This is a genomic window from Peribacillus sp. YIM B13482 (assembly GCF_042787975.1).
Lineage (GTDB): Bacteria > Bacillota > Bacilli > Bacillales > DSM-1321 > Peribacillus > Peribacillus simplex_A.
Map to the genome: position 1 here is coordinate 18,961 of NZ_JBHZPF010000040.1, position 15,567 is coordinate 34,527.

The window sequence follows — 15,567 nt, forward strand, 5'->3', positions numbered from 1 at the left end:
CCTTATCTTTTAGGCTTTCCCTGACGACTGGATTGAATGGTCCTTACACTTTTTGGTCGTGTAATCATTTTCCATAAAGGAAAACGAATAAATGAGTCCTTCATATCAGCAAACCGGAAAGGAGCTAATGGGCTTGCATACGGAGTTCCCAGCGATTCAAGACTAATTAAATGGGCAATCAACGTCATGGCACCAATCATGATTCCGGTACTTCCAAACATGACTGCTAATAACATCATGGGAAATCGCAGCATTCGGATAGCCGTCCCCATGTCATAACTTGGAATGATAAATGAGCCGATTGCGGTTGCAGAAACGACAATCACCATAATATTGCTTACTATACCTGCCTGAACAGCTGCCTGTCCGATTACAATTCCTCCCACAATTCCAACCGTTTGGCCTATTGGAGCCGGAAGACGAACGCCTGCTTCTCTCATCATTTCAATGGTAACCTCCATCAGGAGTGCTTCTATGATTGGCGGAAAGGGCACCACCACCCGTGATTCGGCTATGGATAAAAAAAGCTTTAAAGGAATGACTTCGTAATTATAGGATATAATGGCTACATATGTTGAAGGTAGAAATAATGTGATCATAAAAGCGAAAAAGCGCAGCAACCGTATCAATGATGCAGCTAACCAGCGTGTGCTGTAATCATCAACACTCTGAAGAAATGCCATTAATGTTACCGGAGCAATTAAAACAGATGGCGAACGATCGACGATAACGGCAAATCGACCTTGAAGAATTTGTGAAGCTGCTGCGTCCGGCCTCTCGGTTAATATAAACTGAGGAAACGGGGAATATGGGTTATCTTCAATGAGTTCAGATAGTTCACCAGTATTAATTATCACGTCCATTTGAATTTGTTTGATTCTGTCTTCAAGTTCCTGCAGTACTTCTTCACTAGCAACATCCCCCAAATAAACGATAAAGACCTTTGACTTTCCGCGAACACCGACTGTAAGTTCCTTTATGATCAATTCTCGGTTAGGAATATACCTTCGCAACATTGCTACATTCTGACTTCCGGTCTCTACAAATCCCTGGTGGGCACCTTTCAGTGATGTTTCTAACTTCGGATCTTCAATCGCTCTTTGAGGCCATCCTTTTGTATCCAAAAGAAACGCTTTCGTTTCCCCTTGGATGAATAAGGCGCTGTCACCTGCAAAAAGTGCATTTTCAACGGATTTCCATGAATGGACGTCTTCAACATCCCCTACAGTTGTAGGCAATCCCTTCTTTGGGTCGAAAGAGGATTGCATCACGGCACTTAGAACGTTATTGCTTATTGAATTTTTATCTGTTAAACCATCTACGAATACTAAAGCTGCCTTTGTTCCCTTTCCGGCGAATTCGAAGTGGCGAATCACCAAATCCGGAGCATGGTGAAACATCTGCTGAAGTACTTGTATATTCATCGATAAATCAGGATACAGCGGATAATGATCTATCGAACTAAGTGTTTCTGAATAAACATTTTGGTTTGTTTGCTGGTATTTTGAATAACGTTTCCTTTTAAATAAACCGGAGAAAAAAATATGAAACGCCCCCCTTTCTCTCAGATTTATCATTTCTCGCATAAGAAGAAATATACTCTATGCTGTAAAAAAAATTAGATTATGACGGAGGCAAGTAAAACGTACGCCAGAATTAAAATAAACGTTTAATTATATTTTTAAAAAATGGAGTTTAACTTTAAAAACTTCAAAATGAAGTAATAGAAATAGGTGCATCCTACTAAAGAAGAGCATCTCTTCTTCTATGAGTAAGCATAAAATATCCTCACCTTCAAAAAGGATAGGGATTGAATTACTATTTGGTACAAGCCAACACGATTACAAGTGCGTTCAATGAATCGTTTGGAATCGAAAAATAGGCTACGGCAATCATCCAGGCTATCGTTACGGCTGTCATCATTTTTGGCGGGATTAAAATGATTGCAAAAGCATCTGTTGTCACCTTGCAACCCGGTGGCTTCAATGTTTTCCTGTGCTCTTCCCTTCTAGAGCTACAGATGAGTTTTAATTTCACTTAATCACTGCCTTAATTTATTTTAAATTCTATAGTATATAACTCTTAACATTATCAAAACCTATGACTAGCAACACATTACATTCATAGGAGCTGACAACATGGCTAGAAATAACAACAGTAATCAATTAGTAGTTAATGGTGCAGAACAAGCTCTAGAACAAATGAAATACGAAATCTCTAGTGAATTCGGTGTTACACTTGGCGCTGATACAACATCTCGTGCAAACGGATCTGTTGGTGGAGAAATTACAAAACGTTTAGTGCAAATGGCTGAACAACAATTAGGCGGAAGAACTCGTTAATCGAAATCATATGTAATGTTAGGGATAGTGATTGGACTATCCCTATTTATAATTTTACAAACTTCAAAAAAAAGAAACAGAAACATCAGTAGCTGTTATTTTGCTATGTCGCAGTATGAATATACTGTGCTTGTAGAGCTATCCTGCCCCTTTAGTTCCATAAGAAACTCCTATGGCGGCGCTCCTCGCCGCCACCATCTTCTACGAAAATCTAAACTCAAAAATAGAGTCTAATCATTGCTTCAACAACCTCCCTTATTGATGTAAAGCACGTATTCCCTGACTTTCTTTGAGTGTGGGGTGTTGAGAAAGTATCTTCCTGAAAAGAACGAGACTTATCTTTTTATTCAGCTACCTAAGCCAAGTGAGTATCCAAATGTTTTAAAAATTACTGCTGGAGATTACTGGTGTATCCAAAATAACGGCTGGTCTATTGATTCTGCTACTGAAATTTATAGTGAGGAATGGATATCTGATGAAGAGTTTTTTGTCACCGAATCTGAAATTTATGGGAATAATAAACTCTATCATCAATTAAGGGGACAGACCAACACTACCAGAACAGACCATACCATTGTCCTGATGCCTATAAGATAGAGTGGAAACCTAACCATCAAATAATCTGGAACTTCTTTAGACGAAATGGATTTTCAGAGGAAGCAACCGCAGGTATCATGGGTAACTTAGAGCAGGAGTCTCATATGTAGCCGAGGGCAATACAACGTAATAAACGAAATAAGGAAGATTGGAGTTTATGTGGAAGGGGGACTTGCTCAGTGGGAAACCAAACATTGTAGTAAACATGGGGGAGGGCGTTGGGGTATATTGGAAGCAAAAGCTCATGGTCGTCAGTGGGATTTAAACTTTCAACTTGAATATATTTTGAAAGAATGGAATGAGCGTTGGATGCAGAATTTAATGCGTCAAAAAGGTTATAGTATGGAAAAATTGAAACACACAAAGGACATAGAATATGCAGTTAGAGTTTTTCTGAAGGCATTTGAATTGGCTGGAACTGCACTTATTAATTGCCGCTATGCATATGCTCATGAAATTTACAAGCGATTTGCTAGAGCAAGGGTATAAAGGATAAGGACTGTTGCTTCCCGCTCTTAAAATGGGTTAATAGTCCAACATATCCAGTATCATCAAAAAGATAATTGATCAAGTGGATTAAAAAGACATTACCAATATTAACCTTTATTAGGTGGTCAAATTAGAATAACCGATTGAGGCAGTCCAGCCTATATTCAATGGATTGGGCCCACACTTGGGTGCTACCGAGTTTTTAGAATTAGACAAAGCATTACCGAGAAACAAGGACTAAAACGATAAAGATACGTACGCAATTGACAAAAGCTTCATCAAACTTAAAGAATTCACTAAAAAACAACTAGGGCACTCTTCCAAGGTTTTTTCAGACCTTCATGAGTGTCCCCTTACTTACGAGTTTTTTGGAACAAATAATAAATTATTTATAATATCGTGCTTAATCGATAAAAATCAAATAAACGCCAATCCCTTATAGATATGGGATTGGCGTTTTGGCGTACTTTTTAAAGTTACAAATATGTTAAGTTCATTTTATAAACAACATTTTAAGAAATGTTTTTCAATTCCTCTGTTAATCGTAGGAATTCTTCTTTGTTTTGATCCTGTAATGACTGGTCAATCTCTTTTCGGATTTGCTCTTTTCGGAAATTAAGAAGGGCTTTCTTTATCACCATTTCAGCAAATTCAGAATCCTTGACGTTTATTTCAGGTTGTGGTGTTGTATTAGCCAAATTCTTTTCCATAGGAAACCAACTCCTTGACCTTTTTTTTATTATACCAAAAATTTTCAGATTATTCAAATAATTAGCCAAGTAGTTCCAATTAAATAATCCGTTTGCTCAATGAAAATGAGTCAGTGAAAAATATAAGTGAAAAAACAGGTGTAACAAGATTTTTATATATTTTGCGGTGGGGTTCAAAATTACTTACACGCTATGTGTTATCCCCTTTTTTAAAAAACAATGTGCTGCGTCTTCTTAAGTATTGCCTTTTCCCCTAAATTCCAGAAGTCTATTTTCATGGTAGTTCAATAAGAAAAAACCGGAAATCACAGATAGTTTTCGGTTCAGGCGATACATTCTTCAGGAGACCAATGTGGGCGTTTAATGACAGACCCAAATTTGTAAGCTCCAGCAATAATCTGAAAGGGAAGGCGATAATCAAAGGCCACTGCCTCCTACATCACGTGGAATGGAGGCTTCTAACATAAAAAAAGATGACGGCAATGAATATTGGACTTGTCTATAGCTGTCTTTATTATACTTTTCTCATAATACATAGCATCGGAAAGGATACCTTTTTTATATTCTTGCTAATCTCCATAAAGTAACCTGATGAAAGATCATCAGGTTGTGAAAGCTTTATGCAAAGCCCTAGAAACTTTGGTGAAGTAGGTATTATCTAATTCGAAACCAATAAAGCTCCGATTTAGATTTATAGCAGCTTGTCCTGTTGACCCTGAACCCATAAAACAATCTAATACTGTTTCACCTTTATTAGAATGAGTTGCAATTATTTTTTCGAGAACATCAACTGGCTTTTGACAAGGGTGAAATCTCACTTTTCCACTAACTATAGGTGCTTCATAAGAAGCCCTATCATAATAGGAATTAAACGTTCTTTTTGTGCCTTTAGTATAGGAAATAAAATATTCCCTTGAGTTTGACAAATAATTGACTTTCGCATTAATGGGGACAGGATTCGTTTTTTCCCAAATTCCTATTCTTTTTTGTTTCAACTTCAGCTTATCTGCAACTTTTGATATATCAGTTATTTTAAAAATATCGTAAAAGATAACCATTGTTCCACCTGGAACTAGTACTCTTTTAAATTCTTGTAATAGGGAAAACCAATTTAAACTATTCTCTTCTAAATCCCATTCACCAAATTCCATTGAAATTGAGCCATATTTTTTTTGGTCATCGCCGCCACTTTTAAAATTCGTCTTTCTAGAAATAAAATATGGCGGATCCGTACAGATTAAATGAATAGAATTACTTTCAATTTTTTTTATTTCATTAAAGACATCGCCATTTATTAATTTCAATTCTCCTGCTGATTTACTTACAGTCATTTTATTTATCCCCAAACTTAATTTAATTCTCTTAGTTGCCTAAGGTGTTTGAATTAAATTCAATTTGTCTAATAAAAAACAAGGGGAGACTTGATCTTTTTAAAAAATTAATTATTTTTTCCATAAACGTCACAAAAAAAGCCTTTATAGGGGGTTTTAAGTCTATAACTTTTCTCTAAAAAAATTAAAATGAAAAAGCCACCATTAAATGGCAGCTTAATCTATAATGTATCCCTTTTGGGAATAAAGTATGGATATTAAATGTAGAACGTATTCAGTATGTTTTAATAGATTTGGAGTCCGGATAATTATTGTGGACATAATTTTTAGGGGTTCACTAATAAATCTTTGAGATAGCATCTTTCATTTTCATGTTTAAAGGGTGAGCAAGAACAATTAGCGTATAACTGAAATTCAATATCCATATATTGGTGGAATAGAACGTGGCGAGATGAATGTATCATTTAGAAACTTTTGAAAAAAACCTAAACTTATCATCATCTGTCTTTTTTAATATTCCAGCATCCCCTAATGTTATAGTGATTGTAATACTTTATAAGAACTTAATCTAAAGCTTGGATCGAAGTGTTTACCATTGCCGCTTAGGAACCATATTCTCTCTAACTACAATAAATTTATGTACAATTCCTTTCGGTAACGTATACTACTGATATCCCACTACTACTACTACTACTACTACTACTACAACATGGATTTTTTAGGTGCCCGTGTTGTAGTAGAAAACAGGGTCTGTTATGAGTCATTTATTACTAACGATATAACTTCAAATCCTAATAAATTTTTATTGAAGTATACACCCTGAAAACCCCTACTATATAAGGGTTTGAACAAATATCCGATTCCTAGTATTCATAAGCAGATATCTGTACAAACCCCGACTAAATAAACATCGGTAATGTGACGTTCCCTTAGGCGGATATCAAGGTCCGTTCCTGCAAATGCCGAATAACGCGTTTCATCTATATAATGAAAATGAACATTCTTTTGATTTTTATTTGTTTCATATTCTTCTTTTAAAGTCCCATATAGGTCTCTACCCATTGTACCGCTAATATTATGCGGTGGGAACAAATTCGATTCAGGATGTAAGCGGTCTCCATTTTCATGTAAATCAATCGCGAAGACCGTGTATTCCCCTTGTTTGATAAACTCCTTGGTTATCCTGACTAGTGCCTTCTCGATATCCTGTCCTGGCTTCCCGCAGGTCAATGAACCCCCGTCTGCCACGAAGTCATACGTATAATCGATATTGATCAATGCCTTTTTATCCATTTCACCTATTCCCCCTTAATAATAAATAGAGTCCATGACAATCTCTGCATTAAATCGGTAAAGTTGTGAAGGCCGATACGAATTCCGTTTTGTTTTCTTCTGGATACCCTTTTCATCCAAGACTTTCTCCAAGAAGGGGAGTTTAGGGGCTTTTGCATAAAAAAGTGAATCCGCGCTGATTTTTGCATCATCTCTAGCTATCAGCAACACCCGTTGCAGTTCAGAAAGTGTAAATTCATCCGGCAGGAATTTTTGGGCTATCGTCGTTTGCACCATTTCTTTTTTCAGTAAGTTCATCGCGTCGTTAATGATTGTATGATGATCAAATGCAAGCTCTAATTGTAACGCTTCCTGTATCGTGAACAATTCAACCTCAGCTGCATCGTCATTCGCTTTTCTTTGATTGAGAAAATCTTCCTGGACAATGGCGTAAAAAGCATTGGATATGATCCATCCCCTGGGATCGCGCCCTGGGCGGTCATAAACACCGAAATGCTTGACATGGAATCCAGCTACGCCCGTTTCTTCTTTTAATTCCCGTTTAGCTGCTTCATAAGCAGTCTCCCTAGCATTTACAAAGCCTCCAGGCAATGCCCATTTATCTCCTTCAACATTTGGGTGTCCTTCCTTATCTTTCGTCGCACGTTTGATTAACAATAGCTTTAAAAACATTTCAGGCGGCGCTTTCTCTGCCGTTTTCTGCGAAGTAATAGTAAAGATCGCAATGTCTGCTGTGTATCCATCTGGAGTTATATATTTCTTTTTTTCCTGCTGAACCATGGCAACGCTCACTTTCTTTCACTAAGTATGAATTGAGTAATTAGTAAATCAATAATTACTAATTATAGTACTCTTCCTTATGTGATTTAGCAACTCTAAATAAGAAAATTTTTCTTATTATTTGAAAAATCATTTTATTTTCATACATGATAAATAGCCCGGTCATGATGACCGGACTTGTTTCTTGAATTCATTAGACTGGATAGACTCCATGTTTACGATCGGTAAATGTCAATTGTTTACTGCTATATGCTTCAAACCGGGCGCTCAATTCATCACGCAGGTCATTTGGCTGGATGATGCCATCAACAATCATCTCGGAGGCTAAGCGGTAGATATCAATGTCTTCATTATATTCATTGCGCTTCTGTTCGATGAATGCTGGGCGATCCTCCGCTTCCATCGCATTGATTTTATTGGCATAGACTGCATTGACCGCAGCTTCTGCCCCCATGACCGCAATCAATGCCGTCGGTAAGGCAAGTACGCAGTCCGGTTCAAAAGCGGGACCAGCCATCGCGTAGAGTCCAGCACCATAAGCTTTTCGGACAATGACAGAAATCTTGGGGACCGTGGCTTCACTCATGGCCGAAATCATTTTCGCACCATGGCGAATGATGCCTGCCTGTTCGACCTTCGTTCCAATCATGAATCCTGGAATATCCACCAGGAACAACAGCGGTATATGGAAAGCATCACATAAATTGATGAACTTGGCCGCCTTATCGGCTGAATCATGGAAAAGGACGCCTCCCTTGACACGCGGCTGATTGGCTATGATCCCAATCGTCTGTCCATTTAGCCTTGCAAGCCCGGTAATCAATTCGGGGGCAAATAGCTTCTTGATTTCACAAAACGATTGCCTGTCTATAATCCTATCGATCAGGTCGTACATATTAAAGGCTGCATTCTGGTTTTTTGGAATCAGCTCTTCTAATGTTTTTTCGAATTCAGCTGGCAGCTCAGGCTTTTTGGCTTTAGGCTTTTCTTGATAATTTCCTGGAAAATAGCTTAAGTATCGGCGTGCAAACGCGATGGATTCTTCTTCTGACTTAACAAGCACATCCCCGCATCCTGAAACAGAACAATGCATTTTCGCCCCGCCCATTTCCTCTTCGCTAACCTTTTCGCCAATGACCATTTCTGCCATTCTCGGTGATCCTAAATACATCGATGCATTACCGTCAACCATTACGACAATATCGCAGAAAGCTGGGATATATGCCCCTCCCGCTGCAGATGGTCCGAACAATAGACAAATTTGCGGAACTTTTCCCGATAACTTTACTTGGTTGTAAAAGATTCGTCCTGCACCGCGGCGTCCCGGAAACATTTCTACTTGATCCGTAATTCGAGCACCGGCAGAATCGACTAAATAAAGGAGGGGCAACTGCAACTTATCAGCTGTTTCCTGAATGCGAATGATTTTCTCGACGGTCCTTGCTCCCCAGGAACCTGCTTTTACGGTCGAATCATTGGCCATGACACAGACCCTCTGACCATTGATTTTTCCTATACCTGTAACCACACCATCTGCGGGAAGACCATCACTGGCACAATTTGCAAAGAAAGCGTCTTCTATTTCAACCCCTTCATCAAAAAGCAGCTCTAACCGTTCACGTACGAAAAGCTTTCCTTTTTCAGCATTTTTTTGATGATATTTTTCTAAACCGCCTTTTTTAATCGTTTCAACCGTTTCGGTTAGTTTATCCGTCGTTACCATCCATGTTCCTCCTTCAATTGAAATCATCGACCCGTAAATACCGGTTTGCGCTTTTCCTTGAATGCTGACAGACCCTCCAGTCGGTCACGGGTTTTTAAAGTTGTCTGATAGCAGTCTTTTTCAATTTGCAATCCTGTTTTCAAGTTAGTATCAGCCCCTTGATTGATAGCCGCTTTTGCTGCCCTGAGTGCTAATGGGGCATTGACCGCAATTTCCCCAGCCAGTTTTTTCGCTTCCTCAAGTAATTGTTGTGGTGGATATACATGACTGATGATTTTCATGGCAAGTGCCGCTTTTGCGTCCAATCTCTTCGCCGTATAAATCAGTTCTTTCGCCGTTGACATTCCGACTATACGGGGCAGGCGTTGAGTACCGCCGGCGCCTGGGATGATTCCTAATGCCGTTTCTGTCAGTCCCATCTTTGCCGTTTCCGATGCGATTCGTATGTCACAGGCCAGCGCCAGCTCCAGCCCTCCTCCAAAAGCCGGGCCGTTAATTGCAGCGATTACTGGGACTGGAAGGTTTTCTACAGCCGTAATCGTGTCACCAATCAGTTTGACTGTCTCCTTGACTTTATCATCATTCATCCCAGCCCGTTCCTTAAGATCCGCACCTGCACAAAACGCCTTTTCCCCAGCTCCCGTTAAAATGACGGTTCGTAAATTGGACTCTCTTTTCAGTTCATCCAGCCCTTCGAATAAGCAATGAAGCAATTCGGTGGATAATGCATTGGCAGCATCCGGCCGATTCAAAGTCACGATGGCAATTCCCTTGGCATCATGACTGATCTCTACTAATGAAGTCATCGTTTCACCTCAATTCAACTTATTGCGCGTTATATACAGCCATCTGATGGCTAGGCAATGGTTTTTCCAAAAAGCTTTGCATCATGGACGCAGCCTTCATTAGTTTTTCTTGATTGATTCCCGTGTGAATTCCCATTTTATGTAGCATATGAATCAGGTCATCCGTAGCCACATTGCCGCTCGCACCTGGTGCATATGGGCATCCTCCCAAACCACCGAGAGAAGAGTCGAAAGTGTCCACTCCATATTCCAGTGATTGGAGTACATTTGCGAGTGCCATGCCACTTGTATCATGAAAATGGAGGGCAATTCGGCTTATATCATATCTTTTTACAGCCTGTTCAAGGAACAAGGCAACCTGTATTGGTGACGCGACCCCAATGGTATCACCCAATGAGACCTCACTGATTCCGTAGTCAAATAGTTGATCACAAACACGGAAAACCTGTTCGGACGAAACCTCCCCTTCATAAGGACAGCCGAAAACGGTTGAAACATAGCCCCTAACCGTTTTCCCGCTTTTTGCTGCAGTCCCGATGACATCCTTCATTATTGGAAAGGTATCGGAAATCGATTTATTGATATTTTTAAGATTATGGGTTTCACTGGATGACATGAACACGGAAATTTCATCGATATTGGCTTCAAGAGCCGATTCCAGACCCCTTTGATTGGGTACAAGGGCCGCATATGTGGTCCCGGGATTGCGCTTTATTCCCTTAGCCACAAGGGCCGCATCACTCAATTGGGGAATCCATTTTGGATGTACGAAAGAAGTCACCTCTATATAAGATAATCCTGTATCAGAGAGCTGATCGATCCAATCCATTTTGCTTTGCGTAGGTATAATGACCTTTTCATTTTGCAGCCCATCACGCGGTCCAACTTCCTTAATTGTCACTTTTTCAGGCCAGTTCATCTTACCCCTCCGTCCCTTTATTCAATGACGGCCAATATGTCGCCTTCATTTACAAAATCCCCTTCATTCACTTTAAGTTCTTTGATGGTGCCAGCTTCCTCAGCTGCAATGGGGATTTCCATTTTCATGGATTCCAAGATAATGATGTCCTGTCCGTCGGTAACACTTTGCCCCTCGCTCGCTACGATTTTCCAAACGCTTCCTGCCATGCTTGCCTTTAATTCTGCCATCTTACATTCCTCCTGATCATTATGTTTTTAAAATATGCGTTATACAGTCAATTTTTTAATATATTTCGCAATGAAATCCGTAGTCGTATCTCCTTGGGAAAAAGCTTCATGAGAAATTATTTCCATCAGCAAAGGAAGGTTTGTTTTAATTCCTTCTATTTTATAGTTTGCCAGCGCTTCTATTAATCTCTTGATCGTTTTATTCCTCGAATCGCCGCTCACTACCAATTTGGCGATCATCGGATCATAAAAGTGGGATACGACGGAAGTTCCATGAACCGCCAATTCATGACGGATCCCTTCACCTTCCGGAAGTTCCATGCTGGTGATTTTCCCCGGTGCTGGATAGAAGGTTTTCGGATCTTCAGCATATATTCGCACTTCAATGGAATGTCCATCCTTTTTAATCTCTGCTTGAGTGAATTCCAGTTTGTTGCCCGATGCAATTTTAATTTGCTGTTCGACTAAATCCAGTCCCGTAATTTCTTCGGTGACAGGATGCTCAACTTGTAGGCGTGTATTCATTTCCAGGAAATAAAAATTTTTATCCGCATCAACTAAAAATTCGAGGGTACCTGCATTGCTATAACCAATGGATTTTACCGCTTTCACAGCAGCCATTCCCATCCTGTTTCTTGTTTCTTCGTCAAGGAAAGAAGAGGGAGCCTCTTCCACGACCTTCTGGTGGCGCCTTTGAACGGAGCATTCCCTTTCCCATAAGTAAACAGCATTCCCAAAGGAATCCGCCAATACCTGAATTTCGATATGACGAGGCTTCTCAATCAATTTTTCTATGAACATATCTCCATTGCCAAAAAACAATTGAGCACGTTTTTGATTCCCTTCGAAGGCTTTGTAAAGTTCCTCTTCATTAGCAACGGCCTGCATGCCGATTCCCCCGCCGCCTGCTGCTGCTTTTAACATGACTGGATATCCAATCCTTTCGGCAACGGCTGCCGCTTCTGCGCTATCTATTAATGGACGTGAAAATCCTGGCACCAATGGAAGTCCCGCTTGCTCCATCTTTTTCCGTGCTTCGACTTTATTGCCCATCTGCTGGATGACCTCTGGTTTGGGACCAATGAATATCAAGCCTGCTTCTTCGCATGAACGTGCGAAATCTGCATTTTCACTAAGAAATCCGTAACCAGGATGAATGGCTTCCACTCCGGTTTCTTTAGCGATTTCCAAAATCTTATTGACGTTTAAATAGCTTTCCTGTACTCTCGGGCCCCCCAATAAATATGCCTCATCTGCCAATTCCACAAATTGCGAATCCGAATCTGCTTCCGAATGGACGGCGACAGTAAGTATTCCCAACTTCTTGCATGTACGAATAATACGTGATGCTATTTCTCCTCTATTTGCGATAAGAATTTTTCGAATCATTCGGTATCCTCCTTATTTGGTGCGTTCCGATAGTAGGTCAAGAGTTTGTTGCCTAAGCCTATACTTTTGGATCTTTCCGGATGCAGTCATTGGATATGCATCGGTAAATTGAATGTAACGGGGAATTTTATGAAATGATATCTTCCCTTTGCAATATTCTGTCAGTTCTTTCTCCGTAAGGTTTTCTCCCGGTTTCAAAATGATCCATGCCGCTACCTCTTCCCCATACTTCCGATCTGGGACACCGAGTACCTGGACATCGACAATTGCAGGATGTTGATAGAGGAATTCTTCTATCTCACGGGGATAAATATTTTCCCCCCCGCGAATGATCATATCTTTCAACCTGCCTGTTATCATGCAATAACCATTCTCGTCCATCACCGCTAAATCTCCCGTATGTAGCCAGCCTTCCCGGTCAATCGCCTGTTCAGTTGCTTCCGGGTTATTATAATACCCCTTCATTACATGGTATCCTCTTGAACAGAGTTCCCCCTGTTTGCCCCGTGGGACCTCTACTCCAGTTGCCGGATCGATAATTTTCACTTCCACTTTCGGCAATGCTCTTCCCACTGAGGAAACACGAAGTTCGATTGGGTCGTCCGTTCTTGTCATCGTAATTCCTGGAGATGATTCCGTTTGACCATAAGTAATCGTAATTTCAGAGATCCCCATCTTATTCACCACGCTTTTCATGACTTCGATCGGGCACGTGGAGCCTGCCATGATTCCAGTCCGTAACGAACGTAAATCATACTGGTCGAAGTCATCGAGATTAAGTTCGGCGATGAACATCGTAGGTACACCGTGGAGCCCCGTACATTTTTCTGCTTCAACGGTCTGTAGGACTACACGTGGATTAAATTCCACAATAGGCACCATCGTTGCCCCTACAGTAACAGAGGCCATCGTACCAAGGGAACAGCCGAAACAATGAAAAAACGGAACGGGGATGCAAAGCCGGTCATCCTTTGTAAGCTTCATGCATTCCGCAACATTCAAGCCGTTGTTGACCAAGTTTGAATGCGTCAACATCACTCCTTTTGGAAATCCTGTCGTCCCAGATGTATATTGCATATTGATCACATCACTGGAAGACAATTCCCCCATCCTCAGGTCCAGCAACTCTTCCGAAACGGATTCGCTCCCGCTAATGACTTCATCCCACGAAAACGTGCCAGGATAACGCGTTTCACCCAAAACGATGATATTTTTCAATTTTGGCAGTTTCTCAGATTGTAATTTTCCTGGTTCGGCATTTTTCAATTCAGGTACAATTTCATACAACGTATCTATATAGGAATGATCCTTATATTGTTCCATCACGATTATCGTCGTCGAATCCGATTGCTTAAGCAGGTATTCCAGTTCACTTGTACGGTAATTGGTATTGACCGTTACCAGCACCCCGCCCATTTTCGCTGTCGAAAATTGGGATATAAGCCATTCTGGTTTATTGGACGCCCAGATGGCGATATGTTCCCCTTTTTTAATATCGAGTGCCATGAACCCCCGGGCCGCCTTTCGGCAAATCTTTTCAAATTCGCGATACGAATGACGAAGGCCAAGTTCATGGTAAACCACCGCTTCATTATCACCATATTGTTCAGCTGTCTTTTCAAGCAGTTTTCCGATAGTAACATCTAGCAAATCGGACATCAAACTCCTCCTATCAAATAAAAGTAAGAATGAACGCTTTTTGCTGTATGGATAACATCTGCTTCCCATCTGATTGAACCCAAGCATCATTGTTCATCTTCGTTCCGAAAAGATTAACAGCCTAATTGTCTGGCGATTACGATCCTTTGAATTTCGGATGTGCCTTCCCCGATTTCCAATAACTTAGCATCTCTTAAATAGCGTTCCACTTCATATTCACGCATGTATCCAGAACCGCCATGTATTTGAATCGCTTGATTGCTGGCCCTGAACGCGGTCTCACTTGCAAAAAGCTTGGCGTATGCCGCTTCCTTTGCAAAAGGTTTTTTATTGTCTTTTAACCATGCAGCCTTATATACCATATTCCTCGCCAATTCGATTTCCATCGCCATGTCTGCCAGCTTGAATTGAATGGCCTGGAAATTTGATATGGTTTTACCGAATTGAATGCGCTCTTTAGAAAAAGCTAAAGCTCTGTCAAAGGCAGCCTGAGCGATACCGACGGCCAAAGCTGCAATGGAAATCCTTCCTCCATCAAGCGTGAATAAGAATTGTTTGAACCCTTTGTCTGGATCTCCCAATAAATTCCCCTTTGGCACCCGGACATTATCCAGAATGATTTCACACGTATTGGAAGCCCGAACTCCCATTTTTTCATAATTGCTATTGATCGTAAGCCCATGGGTATCCGTTGGCACGATGAATGCGGAGATGATGTTCTTGCCCCTGGAATCTTTGCCCGATACAGCGGTAACGGTAATGGTTCTTGAATAGCTGGCATTTGTTATCCATGTTTTCTCGCCGTTAATCACATATTCATCACCTTCTAATACGGCAGTTGTTTTCGTACCGCCAGCATCCGAACCCGCATTAGGCTCTGTCAACCCGAAAGCTGCCAAAGTTTCACCGGTCGTGATTGGAACCAAATATTTTTGCTTCTGTTCTTCGGTTCCAAAATAGTAAATTGGGCTTGCTCCAAGTGAAACGGCTGCTGCATAGCTTAAGCCGGTTCCTCCGCATGCCTTGCCAACCTCTTCAACTGCAATGGCATACGAAATCGTATCTCCACCCGAGCCGCCATATTCTTCAGGGAACGGAATTCCAAGCAACCCGAGTTTCCCCATTTTTTTGAATGCATCTTCCGCAAACATGGACTTTGCATCCAATTCTATGGCAATTGGTTTAATTTCCTTTTCAGCAAATTCCCTAACCATTTCCTTAATCATCTGTTGTTCTTTCGTAAGTGAGAAATCCATTTGTTCATTCCCCTTTCTATTAAGACCGACTAGTTGGTCTGTA

The 15,567-nt window shown here is 40.7% G+C and carries 16 protein-coding genes and 1 pseudogene; 4 read left to right on the top strand and 13 right to left on the bottom strand.

Annotation, left to right across the window (positions count from 1 at the left end; translation table 11 throughout):
• Positions 1-2 precede the first annotated feature (2 nt).
• Both ACFX4L_RS17730 and ACFX4L_RS17735 read right to left on the bottom strand, forming a co-directional pair.
• Positions 3-1,577, bottom strand: coding sequence for a spore germination protein (locus tag ACFX4L_RS17730; RefSeq protein WP_377383420.1), 1,575 nt, complete (start codon positions 1,575-1,577; stop codon positions 3-5).
• Between the two features lie 241 nt (positions 1,578-1,818).
• Positions 1,819-2,037: a hypothetical protein gene (locus ACFX4L_RS17735; RefSeq protein WP_377405755.1), complete on the bottom strand. Its 219-nt coding sequence runs from the start codon at positions 2,035-2,037 to the stop codon at positions 1,819-1,821.
• A gap of 101 nt (positions 2,038-2,138) precedes the next feature.
• On the opposite strand from ACFX4L_RS17735, the gene ACFX4L_RS17740 reads away from it, so the two are divergent.
• From ACFX4L_RS17740 to ACFX4L_RS17755, 4 genes are all read left to right on the top strand, one after another.
• On the top strand, positions 2,139-2,342 hold the full coding sequence (locus tag ACFX4L_RS17740; protein WP_214750194.1) for an alpha/beta-type small acid-soluble spore protein: 204 nt from the start codon (positions 2,139-2,141) through the stop codon (positions 2,340-2,342).
• Between the two features lie 303 nt (positions 2,343-2,645).
• On the top strand, positions 2,646-2,939 hold the full coding sequence (locus tag ACFX4L_RS17745; protein WP_377383320.1) for a hypothetical protein: 294 nt from the start codon (positions 2,646-2,648) through the stop codon (positions 2,937-2,939).
• A 23-nt stretch (positions 2,940-2,962) separates the two neighbouring features.
• Positions 2,963-3,049 carry a phage tail tip lysozyme gene (locus tag ACFX4L_RS17750; protein WP_377405769.1) on the top strand — a complete coding sequence of 29 codons (87 nt, stop codon included), beginning with the start codon at positions 2,963-2,965 and terminating at the stop codon, positions 3,047-3,049.
• Between the two features lie 49 nt (positions 3,050-3,098).
• Positions 3,099-3,428, top strand: a complete 330-nt coding sequence (locus tag ACFX4L_RS17755) for a phage tail tip lysozyme (protein ID WP_377383318.1) — start codon at positions 3,099-3,101, stop codon at positions 3,426-3,428.
• Between the two features lie 512 nt (positions 3,429-3,940).
• Here ACFX4L_RS17755 and ACFX4L_RS17760 read toward each other — a convergent pair.
• From ACFX4L_RS17760 to ACFX4L_RS17810, 11 genes and pseudogenes are all read right to left on the bottom strand, one after another.
• Positions 3,941-4,138, bottom strand: coding sequence for an IDEAL domain-containing protein (locus tag ACFX4L_RS17760; protein WP_377383316.1), 198 nt, complete (start codon positions 4,136-4,138; stop codon positions 3,941-3,943).
• Positions 4,139-4,740: 602 nt separating this feature from the next.
• Positions 4,741-5,469, bottom strand: a complete 729-nt coding sequence (locus ACFX4L_RS17765; RefSeq protein ID WP_377405757.1) for a DNA-methyltransferase — start codon at positions 5,467-5,469, stop codon at positions 4,741-4,743.
• An 873-nt stretch (positions 5,470-6,342) separates the two neighbouring features.
• Positions 6,343-6,762: pseudogene (locus ACFX4L_RS17770) on the bottom strand (cysteine hydrolase family protein); the annotation flags it as partial.
• A gap of 15 nt (positions 6,763-6,777) precedes the next feature.
• A complete protein-coding gene (locus tag ACFX4L_RS17775) occupies positions 6,778-7,542 on the bottom strand; it encodes an NUDIX domain-containing protein (RefSeq protein WP_089363868.1) in 765 nt (254 codons plus the stop codon).
• 193 nt (positions 7,543-7,735) lie between these two features.
• Positions 7,736-9,265 (bottom strand): acyl-CoA carboxylase subunit beta, encoded by a 1,530-nt coding sequence (locus ACFX4L_RS17780; protein WP_167555981.1) that lies wholly within the window; start codon positions 9,263-9,265, stop codon positions 7,736-7,738.
• Positions 9,266-9,288: 23 nt separating this feature from the next.
• The gene (locus tag ACFX4L_RS17785) at positions 9,289-10,071 is read right to left on the bottom strand and encodes an enoyl-CoA hydratase (protein WP_061463064.1); all 783 of its coding nucleotides are present in this window, start codon (positions 10,069-10,071) and stop codon (positions 9,289-9,291) included.
• A 19-nt stretch (positions 10,072-10,090) separates the two neighbouring features.
• Entirely contained in the window at positions 10,091-10,990 is a 900-nt protein-coding gene (locus tag ACFX4L_RS17790; protein WP_377405759.1) for a hydroxymethylglutaryl-CoA lyase, read from the bottom strand.
• Positions 10,991-11,007: 17 nt separating this feature from the next.
• Positions 11,008-11,220 (bottom strand): acetyl-CoA carboxylase biotin carboxyl carrier protein subunit, encoded by a 213-nt coding sequence (locus tag ACFX4L_RS17795; RefSeq protein WP_089363871.1) that lies wholly within the window; start codon positions 11,218-11,220, stop codon positions 11,008-11,010.
• A gap of 39 nt (positions 11,221-11,259) precedes the next feature.
• Positions 11,260-12,609, bottom strand: a complete 1,350-nt coding sequence (locus tag ACFX4L_RS17800) for an acetyl-CoA carboxylase biotin carboxylase subunit (protein ID WP_377405761.1) — start codon at positions 12,607-12,609, stop codon at positions 11,260-11,262.
• A gap of 12 nt (positions 12,610-12,621) precedes the next feature.
• Complete coding sequence (locus ACFX4L_RS17805; protein WP_284472073.1) at positions 12,622-14,259, bottom strand: AMP-binding protein; 1,638 nt, start codon at positions 14,257-14,259, stop codon at positions 12,622-12,624.
• Positions 14,260-14,381: 122 nt separating this feature from the next.
• On the bottom strand, positions 14,382-15,524 hold the full coding sequence (locus ACFX4L_RS17810) for an acyl-CoA dehydrogenase family protein (RefSeq protein WP_284470859.1): 1,143 nt from the start codon (positions 15,522-15,524) through the stop codon (positions 14,382-14,384).
• Positions 15,525-15,567 lie beyond the last annotated feature (43 nt).

What these genes read in the sequence shown, in the direction of transcription:
- ACFX4L_RS17730 (WP_377383420.1), bottom strand. Translation starts at nt 1,577, where the DNA reads ATGATAAATCTGAGAGAAAGGGGGGCGTTTCATATTTTTTTCTCCGGT.
- ACFX4L_RS17740 (WP_214750194.1), top strand. Translation starts at nt 2,139, where the DNA reads ATGGCTAGAAATAACAACAGTAATCAATTAGTAGTTAATGGTGCAGAA.
- ACFX4L_RS17760 (WP_377383316.1), bottom strand. Translation starts at nt 4,138, where the DNA reads ATGGAAAAGAATTTGGCTAATACAACACCACAACCTGAAATAAACGTC.
- ACFX4L_RS17765 (WP_377405757.1), bottom strand. Translation starts at nt 5,469, where the DNA reads ATGACTGTAAGTAAATCAGCAGGAGAATTGAAATTAATAAATGGCGAT.
- ACFX4L_RS17775 (WP_089363868.1), bottom strand. Translation starts at nt 7,542, where the DNA reads ATGGTTCAGCAGGAAAAAAAGAAATATATAACTCCAGATGGATACACA.
- ACFX4L_RS17780 (WP_167555981.1), bottom strand. Translation starts at nt 9,265, where the DNA reads ATGGTAACGACGGATAAACTAACCGAAACGGTTGAAACGATTAAAAAA.
- ACFX4L_RS17785 (WP_061463064.1), bottom strand. Translation starts at nt 10,071, where the DNA reads ATGACTTCATTAGTAGAGATCAGTCATGATGCCAAGGGAATTGCCATC.
- ACFX4L_RS17790 (WP_377405759.1), bottom strand. Translation starts at nt 10,990, where the DNA reads ATGAACTGGCCTGAAAAAGTGACAATTAAGGAAGTTGGACCGCGTGAT.
- ACFX4L_RS17795 (WP_089363871.1), bottom strand. Translation starts at nt 11,220, where the DNA reads ATGGCAGAATTAAAGGCAAGCATGGCAGGAAGCGTTTGGAAAATCGTA.
- ACFX4L_RS17800 (WP_377405761.1), bottom strand. Translation starts at nt 12,609, where the DNA reads ATGATTCGAAAAATTCTTATCGCAAATAGAGGAGAAATAGCATCACGT.
- ACFX4L_RS17810 (WP_284470859.1), bottom strand. Translation starts at nt 15,524, where the DNA reads ATGGATTTCTCACTTACGAAAGAACAACAGATGATTAAGGAAATGGTT.